12 protein-coding genes are annotated in these 12,671 nt (G+C 44.4%); 9 read left to right on the top strand and 3 right to left on the bottom strand.

Going from position 1 to position 12,671, the window contains the following annotated elements:
- The first annotated feature begins 19 nt into the window (after positions 1 to 19).
- Genes MHH52_RS22945 through yajC form a run of 4 tightly spaced genes read left to right on the top strand, consistent with a single transcriptional unit; the run spans position 20 to position 4,674 of the window.
- Entirely contained in the window at positions 20 to 2,119 is a 2,100-nt protein-coding gene (locus tag MHH52_RS22945; RefSeq protein ID WP_340004593.1) for a SpoIID/LytB domain-containing protein, read from the top strand.
- Between the two features lie 9 nt (positions 2,120 to 2,128).
- Complete coding sequence (queA, locus tag MHH52_RS22940) at positions 2,129 to 3,157, top strand: tRNA preQ1(34) S-adenosylmethionine ribosyltransferase-isomerase QueA (protein WP_340004591.1); 1,029 nt, start codon at positions 2,129 to 2,131, stop codon at positions 3,155 to 3,157.
- Between the two features lie 22 nt (positions 3,158 to 3,179).
- Positions 3,180 to 4,316 carry a tRNA guanosine(34) transglycosylase Tgt gene (gene tgt, locus MHH52_RS22935; protein ID WP_340004589.1) on the top strand — a complete coding sequence of 379 codons (1,137 nt, stop codon included), beginning with the start codon at positions 3,180 to 3,182 and terminating at the stop codon, positions 4,314 to 4,316.
- A gap of 49 nt (positions 4,317 to 4,365) precedes the next feature.
- Complete coding sequence (gene yajC, locus MHH52_RS22930; RefSeq protein ID WP_313640119.1) at positions 4,366 to 4,674, top strand: preprotein translocase subunit YajC; 309 nt, start codon at positions 4,366 to 4,368, stop codon at positions 4,672 to 4,674.
- Between the two features lie 94 nt (positions 4,675 to 4,768).
- Here the strand turns inward: yajC and MHH52_RS22925 are convergent, their stop codons facing one another.
- Both MHH52_RS22925 and MHH52_RS22920 read right to left on the bottom strand, forming a co-directional pair.
- Complete coding sequence (locus tag MHH52_RS22925) at positions 4,769 to 5,608, bottom strand: phosphatase PAP2 family protein (protein ID WP_313640120.1); 840 nt, start codon at positions 5,606 to 5,608, stop codon at positions 4,769 to 4,771.
- A 95-nt stretch (positions 5,609 to 5,703) separates the two neighbouring features.
- Positions 5,704 to 6,096 carry a TIGR04086 family membrane protein gene (locus tag MHH52_RS22920; RefSeq protein ID WP_313640121.1) on the bottom strand — a complete coding sequence of 131 codons (393 nt, stop codon included), beginning with the start codon at positions 6,094 to 6,096 and terminating at the stop codon, positions 5,704 to 5,706.
- Positions 6,097 to 6,330: 234 nt separating this feature from the next.
- Between MHH52_RS22920 and MHH52_RS22915 the strand changes: the two genes are divergently transcribed.
- Positions 6,331 to 7,101, top strand: coding sequence for a DUF421 domain-containing protein (locus MHH52_RS22915; protein ID WP_313640122.1), 771 nt, complete (start codon positions 6,331 to 6,333; stop codon positions 7,099 to 7,101).
- Positions 7,102 to 7,105: 4 nt separating this feature from the next.
- Here the strand turns inward: MHH52_RS22915 and spoVB are convergent, their stop codons facing one another.
- On the bottom strand, positions 7,106 to 8,701 hold the full coding sequence (gene spoVB, locus MHH52_RS22910) for a stage V sporulation protein B (RefSeq protein ID WP_340004585.1): 1,596 nt from the start codon (positions 8,699 to 8,701) through the stop codon (positions 7,106 to 7,108).
- A gap of 196 nt (positions 8,702 to 8,897) precedes the next feature.
- Between spoVB and MHH52_RS22905 the strand changes: the two genes are divergently transcribed.
- The 4 genes from MHH52_RS22905 (at position 8,898) to MHH52_RS22890 (ending at position 12,642) form a co-directional block, all read left to right on the top strand.
- Positions 8,898 to 9,149 (top strand): post-transcriptional regulator, encoded by a 252-nt coding sequence (locus tag MHH52_RS22905; protein WP_042191115.1) that lies wholly within the window; start codon positions 8,898 to 8,900, stop codon positions 9,147 to 9,149.
- Between the two features lie 223 nt (positions 9,150 to 9,372).
- Positions 9,373 to 10,623: a protein translocase subunit SecD gene (gene secD, locus MHH52_RS22900; RefSeq protein WP_313640124.1), complete on the top strand. Its 1,251-nt coding sequence runs from the start codon at positions 9,373 to 9,375 to the stop codon at positions 10,621 to 10,623.
- Positions 10,613 to 11,515, top strand: coding sequence for a protein translocase subunit SecF (gene secF / locus MHH52_RS22895; RefSeq protein ID WP_340004583.1), 903 nt, complete (start codon positions 10,613 to 10,615; stop codon positions 11,513 to 11,515). The genes secD and secF overlap by 11 nt, the downstream gene beginning before the upstream one ends.
- 176 nt (positions 11,516 to 11,691) lie before the next feature.
- Positions 11,692 to 12,642 carry a cation diffusion facilitator family transporter gene (locus MHH52_RS22890; protein WP_313640126.1) on the top strand — a complete coding sequence of 317 codons (951 nt, stop codon included), beginning with the start codon at positions 11,692 to 11,694 and terminating at the stop codon, positions 12,640 to 12,642.
- Positions 12,643 to 12,671: the final 29 nt, after the last annotated feature.

The following is a 12,671-nucleotide window of genomic DNA, read 5'->3' as shown; positions in this document are numbered from 1 at the left end:
TCAAAAAGGAGGATGCTGGATGAAGCATACGAAGATGAAATGGAGAGGAATGGCTCCACTAAGCAAAGGATTGCTAGCAGCTGCACTTGCTGTAGGAAGTTTCCTGATTCCTGCAGGTGCCAGTCATGCCGACTCTAATAGCACGGTAAGAGTTGCCCTTTTTGCTGATATTGGTAGTAAATATAAATCCACCGTGCCAGTAGTAACACTGCAATCGACACAAAGCTTCACTTTGTTGTCAGACCAACCAGGGAGCGCTCCTTTGTTATCAGTACCTGCCCAGAGCAGAATTCGTGTTAGTGTGGATGGTTATAGAGTAAAGGTGATGGAGACTTCAAGCTGGAAGACCGCTGCTGATGCGGCTAAGAAGCTTCAGTCTACCTCTGATAAGCCACAGATTTTTATGATTTCTAGAAATGGAACCAATGTGTATCAGTTATACACAGGTGTTTATGCCAGTGAAGCTGCTGCGAAAGATGGGCTTGCGCGTGTAGTAAAGGCAGGACTGGCCATTCCTGCTGATCAAACCCCTGCGGTAAAAGGCAATAAGCGTATATCAGCTGGCCGTTATTCTTCGGAGCAAGAAGCCGATGTGGCGCTAAACAGTATTACAGCTGCTGGTTTCGATGCCTGGAAGGTGTTTCTGTCAGGAAGTGATGGCAGTGCTCAGTTTGAGGTATGGGTAGGCGAAGCTGCAAACGACAAAGATTTGGCTGCTGTTCAGACAGCAGTGTCTGCAGCATTGCCACTGGTTCTAACCGCGGCAACTTCACCCGGGTTAATGATGCGTCTGGATGCTGGGCTGGACCTTAGCAGCGAGACACAGGCTAATCATTATATGGTTTCCGGAAATGATGCTAAATTTTTGGCAGTTGGTAGTGAGGCTGGGATTCAGCTCGAAGAAAGATCCAAGCGTACCTACCGTGGAAATATGGAGCTAAGTAATTTGAGAGGTTCCCTAGCTGTTATCAACGAAGTGCCACTGGAACAATATTTGTATGCAGTGGTTGGAGGAGAGGTTTCCTCTAGCTGGCCTGATGAAGCCCTAAAGGCTCAAGCTGTGGCCGCTCGCAGCTATGCGATGGCGCAAGGCAACCGTTTTGAAGTAGCAAATGTAGTAGATTCTACATTGAGTCAGGTATATAACGGAATTGGATCAGAGGCTCCAGTCATTATTAAGGCGGTGGATGCTACTGCCGGTGAAGTATTGATGAGTGGTGGTAAAGTTATTGAGGCTGTGTTCTCCTCGAACAGTGGTGGTGTAACGTCTGATCCATCGGAGGTATGGGGCAATGGTGGAGCTGCATTTGCCAGTGTTCCCAGCAAAGAGGATGTCGCAGCTACCAAGACCGCTAAGAAGTGGTATTATTTACTGCTCGCTAATGGCACCTCTGGGTATGCACGTGAGGATAATATTAAATTGACAGGTAATAAAACTGCAGCGGGACTGGATATAGCAACCGCTACAACTAAAGATGTCAATATACGCCCTCTTCCTGCTGTTGAGAGTAGTGTAAGTGCAGTAGGTAAGCTGAATCCTGGCGAGAATGCAGTTGTTCTGGATAAAGTATATGAGTCCGGCAGCTATAGCTGGATTAAAGGGCCTTATACCTCTGCCGACCTTCTAAAAAGCTTGCAGGGTAAAACAACTAGCTCGCTTCCTTCCAGCATCCTTAATTTGCAGGTCACTCAGCGCGGCCCTTCTGGAAGAGCGATTCAGGTGAAAGCAAATGGTCAGGCTCTGGATGTGAAATATCCTGATATGTTCCGTTCTGCGTTCAATGGATTGCCAAGTACATTGTTTGATATTGTACCATCCGGAAGTTATACTGTATTAGGCGCTGACGGTGCTACCAGCACGATTGGAAGTTCACAGAGCGCAGGTGTACTCTCTGCATCAGGTAAAGTTAATGTGAACGGTAGTGGAACTGTAGTGATGGGCGGGGATTCATCGGCCAGAGCGATTACTAACAGTTCGGGCTTTCTGTTCATTGGCCAAGGATACGGTCATGGTCTAGGCATGTCGCAATGGGGCGTGAAAGGCATGGCTGACAGCGGGTATGATTACAAGCAGATATTGCAACACTATTATCAGAACGTTACTATAGTTAAGGAATGAAGACAGACCATGAATGTAGATGCATATGATTTTCATTTGCCGGAAGAATTAATTGCCCAGACACCACTCTCTGACCGTAGCTCTTCTAGACTGCTCTTAGTAAATAAGGAGGATGGGGAGCTGGCTCACCGGCATTTTACCGATATTATTAATTATTTTCTACCGGGAGATACTCTCGTTCTGAATGATACAAGAGTCATTCCTGCCAGATTGTTTGGGGTTAAAGAAGATACAGGAGCTAAAGCTGAAGTGCTTCTCCTTAAGAATCTGGGAGACGATCGCTGGGAGGCCCTTGTTAAGCCAGGCAAGAAGCTTAAGACAGGAGCGGTAATCATCTTTAGTGATGAGCTTCGTGCTGTTATTGAGGACGAGGCTGATATGGGTGGCCGAACGCTTCGGTTCATTTATCAGGGTATTTTCCAGGAGATTCTGGACAGGCTGGGAACAATGCCACTGCCTCCTTATATTAAGGAAACACTCGATGATCGGGAACGATATCAGACCGTTTATGCTAAGCATGAGGGATCGGCTGCTGCTCCTACAGCAGGGCTTCATTTTACCAATGAACTGTTGGAACAGATCGAAGCCAAGGGTGTAAATATTGCTTATATCACACTTCATGTAGGTCTCGGTACTTTTCGTCCGATGTCTGTTGAGAAGGTTGAAGAGCATGTTATGCATTCTGAGTATTTCGTAATGTCCCAAGAAACAGCAGATACCATAAACGCTACCAAGGAGCAAGGTGGCCGCATTATTGCAGTGGGAACGACTTCTTGTCGGACACTTGAAACAGTCGGAAGACAATGTGAAGGCGGTCCGCTTGTGGAATGCAGTGGTTGGACGGATATTTTCATCTATCCGGGGTATAAGTTTAGTGTAGTCAATGCGTTAATTACTAATTTTCATTTGCCAAAGTCTACTTTGGTAATGTTGGTTAGTGCTTTGGCAGGTCGGGAACATATTCTAGCTGCTTATGAAGAAGCGATAGAGCAGAAGTACCGGTTTTTTAGCTTTGGAGATGCAATGTTTATTTACTAAGGGTAAGAGGATGGGTTAACTTATGGCAGCAATTACTTATGAGCACATCAAAACGTGCAAACAATCCGGAGCAAGACTTGGAAGAGTCCACACTCCACATGGTGTGATTGAGACACCTGCATTTATGCCAGTCGGCACACAAGCCACAGTCAAGACAATGAGTCCTGAAGAACTGAAAGAGATGGATGCTCATATTATTTTGAGCAATACGTACCATCTGTTTCTGAGACCAGGCCATGATATTGTTCGTGAAGCAGGCGGACTACACAAGTTCATGAACTGGGACCGTCCAATTCTGACGGACAGTGGCGGATTTCAAGTATTCTCGCTCAGTGACATGCGCAAGATTACGGAAGAAGGCGTTCATTTCCGTTCACATCTAAATGGGGACAAGAAGTTCCTGTCTCCGGAAGTAGCAATGGAAGTTCAGAACGCACTTGGCTCTGATATCATGATGGCATTCGATGAATGTCCTCCATTCCCAGCTGAATATGATTACGTGAAAAAGTCACTGGAGCGCACATCGCGTTGGGCAGAACGCTGCCTGAAAAGTCATGCTCGTCCTGAAGACCAAGGTCTCTTTGCTATCGTGCAAGGCGGTATGTATGAGGATCTTCGCCGTCAGAGCGCGGCAGATTTGACTTCCATGGATTTCCCGGGGTATGCTATTGGAGGGCTCAGCGTCGGAGAGTCCAAGCAGCTAATGTATGAAGTGCTGGATTATACAGTTCCCCTGCTGCCACAAGGAAAACCTCGCTATTTGATGGGCGTTGGTTCACCGGATGCGCTGTTGGAAGGATCAATCCGGGGAGTGGATATGTTCGACTGTGTTCTGCCTACCCGTATTGCTCGTAATGGAACAACGATGACCAGTCAGGGAAGACTCGTTGTACGCAACGCAAAGTATGCTCGCGATTTTGGGCCGCTTGATCCGGAGTGCAATTGCTATACTTGCCGGAATTATTCCCGCGCTTATTTGCGCCATCTAATCAAAGCCGATGAAACATTCGGACTTAGATTGACGACATACCATAACTTGCACTTCCTGTTGGATTTGATGCGTAAAGTGCGCGAAGCCATCAAGGAAGATCGGCTGCTTGATTTTCGCGATGAGTTTTTTGCAAAATACGGATTATATGATAATCTTAAAGGCTTCTAAAGCTTCGTTGAGGTCCATGTTTTAATGTGCTTTGAAAGGGGGGAGAAATATGTTTCAATATGCAGCAGCAACAGGCGGAGGTAGTATACTGGGTCTTGTAGGTCCATTCGTACTTATGTTTGTGGTATTCTACTTCTTGCTGATTCGTCCGCAACAGAAGAAGACCAAAACACGTAATTCAATGTTGAAGTCTCTGAAAAAGGGCGATAAAATCGTTACTATTGGTGGTCTTCACGGTACGATCATGGAGATTTCCGATGATATCGTGGTTCTACGGGTCAATGATGTAACTAAGCTGACCTTTGATCGCGGTTCCATTAGTCACTCCGTTGCGACGGACGTGGAGGAGAAAGTATAGTTTTGTTATTAATAAGTACATAAAAAGCGGTGTCTTCTCGTTAAGAGAGAGACACCGCTTTTTTGACTTTCATCTTTCATGGTTATCTATTAGTTTAACGCATATCCGTTATTCGGCTGCGAACCGTGAGCGATTCTTCACGTCCTCGTAAGGTTAATTTGGCGAGTTGTACACCAACTGTAGAAGCTAGGACTGCTAGAAGGGTGCCGCCTATCATATCTGTCAACCAATGAATGCCCAGATAGAATATACCAAAGACGATTACGACTGCGGAAATACTCGTAATGACCATCCACCGGCGGTTTCCTGAACGGAATGCCAGTAGTGCCATCGTAACAGAAATGGACGTATGTAGACTTGGGAAGCAGTTGTTGAGACCGGATAGAGGTCGGTACTCCTGCTCAAACTTCGGAAATACATCCAGCATAGTAAACTTAACGCCTGCAGGTACGTAGGACCATACCTCATTCACAGGGAAGTATAGATAGAATGGAATCGCCACGGCATAGTTAATGATAATAGCATAGCAGGTTGCATACAGCATCACACGGTTCTTATCTAACAGATAGACACCTAATGAAGCTGCTAATACAGATTGAAGCATAAAAATGTAGAAGAAGACTATGACAGGTGTTAACCATGGACTATAGAAGATATCCTGAACAGCTTGGACAAAATGCCCCTCTAGTCCAAATACAAATGACGTATAATCTGAGGCAAGATGCATTTTTTCTTCAATTTGCAGTTCGTATTTATTCAAGACCAGTACACCAAACATTCCTGCCATCAGTAGCAAAAACTTATATGATCGCAGCATCTCTTTCCCAATTTCAACTACTGCCATGATTGGATTACGACGAGCGCCAACCCATATTAAAATCACTACTAATGCAACTGTGTACAAAACAATATGGTTCATTGATTGGTAAAACAAAGCAATCGAAGCCTCCTTGATTCTCTTTATGAAGTCAGATGATCACAGTTTAACATATTTTCAAGGAATGTTTCGAATTTAATGAAATATTAATTTTAGCTTTTTTGTAAATTAACACCAAACATTCCGCCTAAAGCACCGATTGCTGCTGCGGCCAAAACCCAAAGAAGGTCAACACCAGAAGGTGAGCTATCGAGTGCCAGAAATCCAATTAACAGAACGATAATTCCATAAAAGATGCCTGTAAGACTTCCTTGATACCAGCCTTTGTTCGTGGCTCTGCGACCGGCGGTTAGTCCTCCGAATGCTGCAGCTATGCCGTGTACAATATAAGTGTACATGGTGAGATCCTGCTCCTTCAGACCGCTGCCCCATAATAAAAGAGAGAGGACAAACGCGCCCAGCAGCATCCAAAGGAATGATCGACATAGGCCGGATAACACAGGATTGGCTATTCTCCATGAGAACAGGCGCCGGATTAAATACATGGTACAACCTCCTAAAGTTTTTTTGAAAATATAAGAAAGACTAATCTACATAAGTTATTATTCATTGTATGGGGAGGCTTGCCCCAATAGTACAAGAATGGGCATCGCAGCCTTTTTACCATTAATTAATATGTGAGCTTCCGAATGTTCCCTGTGCAGAGCGGTCAGAATAGGGTTACATTAATCCGCCCGAGAAACAAGTCTGCGGGTGAGAGTGGAGGGGAGCGAAGCTATATGTCCCAGCATATCACTACCCATATCTTCTTGACCGTGCTGATGTATTTCTTCATATTCCTGTGCATGCGTATCATGGGGAAGAGGGAAATCGGAAAGCTATCTGTATTTGATCTAACGATCTCAATCATGATTGCTGAGATTGCTGTTTTTGTGATTGAGGATATTAATCGGCCGATTTACGAAGGTCTGGTTCCGATGGCAACATTGGTTATCATTCAAGTTCTGGTTGCTCAGCTCAGTCTTAAGAGTAGAAAACTTCGGCTTTTAATGGACGGTAAACCGAGCATCCTCATTTCTGGCGGCAAGTTGCACCGGGGGGAGATGCGTAAGCAGAGGTACAATATTGACGATCTGCTGCAGCAATTACGCGGTCAGAACATCGCTAGTCCTGCTGATGTGGAATTTGCGATCCTCGAGCCTAGTGGTCAGCTCACTGTTTTCGAGAAAGACAAAGGGATTTCATCTTCCAATCAATCAGGCAATAGCAGTTTAGTTGCTGAGAACAATAAGAACGAGACCAACGAGAATGCAGATGAAAGCAGCCAGAAGATTAGTCTGCCGAAGAACAAAATCAGATATGAAGGACTTCCTATTCCACTGATTATGGATGGAAAGGTCCAGGATCATAATTTAGAGATGATAGGAAAAACAAGGTTCTGGCTAAGAACCCAGATCCGCCAAAAGGGAGTATCGGATTTTCGGGATGTATTTCTATGCTCGATAGACCATAAAGGCAGAGTTTATGTCGACCGTTTGGACACCAGATAACCTTTTAGAGCCAGCGCTTAATGAACGGCAGTCGGTCCAAATCACGAAGTGAGATAAGGCCAGCTAATAGACTGATACCAAGATACAGGGCCATTCCTATCGCAGAGGCAAATAAAAATTGAATCCATTGTGCATCTGCAATGGGAATGGAGGTGTATACATAACGCACGCCTGCTCCCATAATGATCATTGCACATAAGGTTTTAATGGTTTCGGTTATTCGTAAGGATAATGAAATTAGACTGACCACACTGTACCCGTGAAGTAGAGTAACCAGAACGCTGTTCACAATAATTGCAATGATTGCGCCGTAGATTCCGTATTCAGGCTGGGAAGCTAATATAACGATCAGAATGATTTTGACTACTGCCCCAATAAGGGTATTGATGAGTGCTCTGCCAGGTCTATCCATGGCCTGAAGAGCAGCTTGTAAAGGGGCCTGAACATAGAGGAACAAAGCGAAAGGGGCCATAAGTCTTAGCATGGGAGCGGTGTCCGCATTGCCGTATAATAAGTTGCATAGTGGGACCGCTAGAACATACATAAGTACAGCAAAGGGAGCGCCTGTTACCAGAGCGAGTCGAAGGGCTTGATGCATTCGTTTGTGAATGGTAGGCAAGTCCTTTCTCGCGGCAGCCTCGGATAATGAGGGGACCAGAGACACAGCGAGAGAGGAAGTTAACGCTCCAGGAAGTAACAGTAGGGGAATAACCATTCCCTGTAAAGACCCATACTGCGCAGTAGCGGCTGCTGTAGCGATTCCGGCCAATGCAAGACTGCGTACGGTAATAATAGATTCCAGTAGATAGGAAAAAGAGCCCACAAGCCGGCTTGCCGTAACTGGAATGGATACACCTAGTAAACGCCGCAGTATGGGGGAAGTTGGCTTTACACCATCTGGATCAGAGAGTATAACCTCCGGCTCAACCGATTGTTGCTCTGGGATGGGATTTGTTTTTTTATCTTTTTTCGAGATGACATAATATTGCCACAGAATCGCTAACATTCCGCCAATCTCTCCCACAGTTACACCTAGCATCGCCCCTGCAGCAGCCAAAGCTATTCCCTTGGGAAGCAGCAACCATGAGAACCACAGCATGAAAAATATTCGAACGATAGACTCGAAAATCGAAGAGAGTGCGGATGGAATCATGTTCTGTCTGCCCTGAAAATATCCACGGTAGATTGCAGATACGGCAACAATTCCAATCATTGGGATCATAGCGATAAAAGTATAATAAACTCGGCGGTCTGTTAAGATAACATTGGAGACCCATGAAGCGCTGATCAGAGCAACAATAGTAAAGAAGATTCCTAGTCCGACACTGAGGGTAAGTCCAGTCCGTAAAATTTGCCGCGATTTCTCAGGGCGGTTCTCTCCCTCTGCTTCCGCCACCATCTTAGCAATAGCCAGTGGGATCCCACCTGTAATGACAGTAACCAGCACGATAAAAAAAGGATACGCAAGTTGATATAGACCCACGCCCTCTGCTCCAATAATGCGTGGCAAAGCAATTCGGGGTATAAATCCAAGCATTCGATTAATGATGCCGGCGGCAAGCAAGATTAAAGTACCTTGTATAAAGCTCTGTTTCCTCAAAGGTCACGCCTTCTTCCCGAAATGAAATGAAACGCTGGCGAACTTGTCTATTCTTATGGATATGCTGTACCCCTATCCAGGCATGCCTTGTTTTAGTAGTTGTAACTTTTTGTTATGGAAGGAGGAAAGCAGAGAACTTGGGTCGAATACCTATGGTAAGCATACGAACACGAGCGATCTTTGGAGGTGTCATCACGTGGAATCGGAACAGTGGAATCATGATCAACATAGTGAAGAAATCGAAGCCATGTGCCGCAGCAAAGCTGAAGAATTCCGGCTCCTCGGCTATGAGTATGTAACCAGCAAGGATATTTGGGATTGTATCAGTCGTAATTATGATAAGGATGGAATGCCACCCTTGCATAAGCTGGTTAACGATATTTATTCCTTAAAAGCCAATAGTTACATGACTTATTTGACTCTTGCGGCTTATCGGGGGTTAAATTAAATCAATAACAACCCGTTTCCTTTTTTGCGAAAAGCCTTATAAAGCAGTAAAGTAAGAGAATAATAACTTCACAATCCCTATATAAACGGATGTCTTGCTGATATGAGCAGGGGCGGCCGTTTCTTTGTGTGAGTATAGCTATGTAAATGCTGTGAATTGACGGTCATTTCACGTGTAGCTATAATAGGAATATTGAGTTAATGAAAGGGGAACTAGCTAGAGCATGAAGAGACTAATGGGCTTTATTATTACCGTGCTCGTTTTGACAGGCGTCATGGTATTTACTACTCCTGGACTGCTGGACAAGGTTAGACTTGGTCTTGACCTGAAAGGCGGATTTGAGATTTTGTACCATGCAGAGCCTATGGAAGCGGGAGCAGAGTTGTCCCGAGCTTCACTGTTGAAAACAGCAGAAAGTTTGGAAAAACGGGCCAATGCGCTCGGAACCAGTGAACCAGAGGTTACAACTGAAGGTACTGACCGTATTCGTTTGAAAATTGCGGGCGTTACTGATGAAGCCGAGGTTCGCAAGAAGATGAAGGAGCCTGCAGTTCTGACTTTCCGTAGTGCTGCTGAAGGTGATCCTGAAGGTACTTACAGCAAGATCGAACTGGTAGGTAGTGATTTTGTTGAAGGTGCGGCAGAGGTTGGACGGGATAACCTGAGTCAGCCGATCATCAGCATCAAAATAAAGGACAAGGATAAATTTGCAGAGATTACTAAGCGTCTCTTAGGAAAGAATCTCGCAATTTATTTGGATGAGAACAAACTATCTGACCCAACGGTACAAGCAGTACTTACCGACGGCAGTGCGTCTATTTCCGGTAGTTATACAATTAAGGAAGCACGCGAGCTGGCAGACACCATTAATCTGGGTGCGTTGCCACTGAAACTTACTGAGAAATACTCCCAAAGTGTGGGTGCAACGCTTGGTAAACAATCGCTTGATCAAACAATCAAAGCAGGACTTCTGGGTTCTTTGATTATCCTTATCTTCATGATCGGTATGTATCGCTTGCCAGGTCTCTTGGCTAGTTTTGCACTGATCTTGCATACATGGCTGCTAATTGTGGTCTTTGTCTTTGCAGACTTCACATTGACGTTGCCTGGTATAGCCGCATTTATTCTGGGTATAGGGATGGCGGTCGATGCCAATATCATTACAAATGAACGGATAAGGGAAGAAATGCGCAGTGGTAAAAGTGTACTTTCCTCCGTTAAAGCAGGTAATAAATCCTCTTTCCGGACAGTAATGGACTCCAATATCACAACTGTTATTGTGGCAGGTGTCATGTTCGCCTTTGGTACAGGTGCAGTCAAAGGCTTCGCATTGGTGCTGATCGTGGAAATCGTACTGAGTATCGCCACGAATCTTTATTTCTCCCACTGGTTGCTTAGCCAGCTTGTTAAAGCCGGTAAGCTGAACAAACCGAAGAGTTTCGGTGTTAAGGAGAGTGATATTCGTGCGCTTTAAGAAAGAGCTTGATTTCGTACATTTAAGTAAATTTTTCTATATTTTTTCCGTCGCCCTTACAGTAGCAGGTTTGATTTTCCTAGCAACATTTGGATTGAATTACAGCGTTGATTTCAAAGCGGGATCTAATGTTGATATCTCTCTGTCTAAGAATTTGACATTGGAAGAGGTTAATTCAGCAGTTGAAAAAACTGGGATTTCAAGTGAGCCAAGCATTACGTTAGGAAGTGAACGGGTCAACATCCGTTATGATCAAGTGCTTGATGATCAACAAGATGGAGCTCTAAAAGCTGAGATCTTGAAGTTGGACGATAAGGCATCGTTCGAGATTAACACCGTGGATACTGAAATGTCTAAAGAACTTGCACGTAATGCGATCTATTCGGTTCTCATTTCTTGTCTAGGGATTATCATTTATGTAAGTATTCGTTTTGAATGGCGGTTTGCATTGGCAGCTATTGTTTCACTGATCCATGATGCCTTTATGGTCGTTGCGATCTTCTCCATCTTCCGTTTGGAAGTGGATTTGACGTTTATTATAGCGGTACTTACGATTATCGGTTATTCCATCAATGATACGATCGTTATCTTTGACCGTATCCGTGAGAATTTACGTTTCGGTAAACAGAAAACTTATGAAGATTTGAAAGAACTTGTGAATAAGAGTGTGGCTCAAACACTTATGCGTTCTCTCTACACAGCATTTACCGTGTTTATTGCGGCGTTCTTCCTATTAATTCTTGGAGGCGAGTCCATCAAGATGTTCTCGCTTGCAATGGTTATCGGATTGCTATTTGGAGCTTACTCCTCTATCTTTATTGCAAGTCCGCTCTGGCTACTGCTTAAGAAGCGTGAGAAGACTAAGGTAAAGAGCAGTTCGGCTAAAGGTTAATGTCTCAAGAGCAACAACATGGCTGTACTTTAATAAAAAAAGCATCAAATTTATAATTTTCTTATATTTTAAGAAAGCCGCGTCAAATGCGACGCGGCTTTCGAAATCTTTGGGGTTGTATGTCATGTGTATTGTATCATCATGAGATTACTTGCTAGTGGTAAGGAGGGCCTCGTATGAATAAAGAACGATCACCGCAAAGCAAGACGGTTGCTTGGACAGGGATCATCAGCGATGTTACTTTGGCAGTAGCTAAGGGGAGTTTTGGCTATATTTCAGGTAGCAAGGCATTAATGGGCGATGCTTTATATTCCGGAGCAGATGCTGCGGCCAAACTGGCGGATATTCTTCCGTGGCGCTCTGAACAGGGCAGAAAGAGCAAGCACCGGATGGAAGACCGGCGGGGCAATAAGGAACCGCTTCTAGCAATACTTTTTTCGGTATTGATTCTTATGGGGGGGCTGCAGATCGCCTTCTCTGCAATCCGAGACTTAACTGAGGGACAGTCATCAACTCACGGAGAACTCGCACTTGTAACTGTCTTACTATCTATTGTATTTAAAGAAGCTGTATTTCAATATCAATATCGGTACTTTAAAAAAATAGGTGATGGCAGTCATGCTGCTTATGCCAATAGTCATCGTTTCAGTTTGTATACTTCTATCACAGTATTAGTTGGGATATCGTTATCAATGGGTGGTACCTATTGGCATCCTCTACTCTATATGGACCCTATTGCCGCACTTTTAACAGGATGCTTAATTCTTCGTAAAGGCTATATACTCATTGTTAGTACTGTCAGTGGTAAGAATGCGCAGGAGCTTCCTTCTGAAGAGGCAGCTAATTTTATTGAAACCGTACAACGTGTTCACGGAGTTATTCGTGTAGAACATTTGAAGGCGCTTGAGCAAGGCAATTTTGTGAATCTGCAAATTAAGATCAGTGTAAATCCGCGTATTACGGTGATGGAAGCACAGGATATTTCGGAATGCGCAAGAAAGCTGCTACAGCACCGGTTTGTTCATGTTGGTGAGGTGCATATGGACGTAGTTCCTTATGATCCCGGTTATCCATACAAAAGTAATTATGAATTGGTGGATAATGATATTCCAACGTTGCTTCAGTAGTTCGCAAGGTGAGAGAAAGGTGAACTCTA

It is taken from the genome of Paenibacillus sp. FSL K6-0276 (genome assembly GCF_037977235.1).
GTDB lineage: Bacteria > Bacillota > Bacilli > Paenibacillales > Paenibacillaceae > Paenibacillus_AQ.
This window is presented reverse-complemented; position numbering and strand designations above follow the sequence as displayed.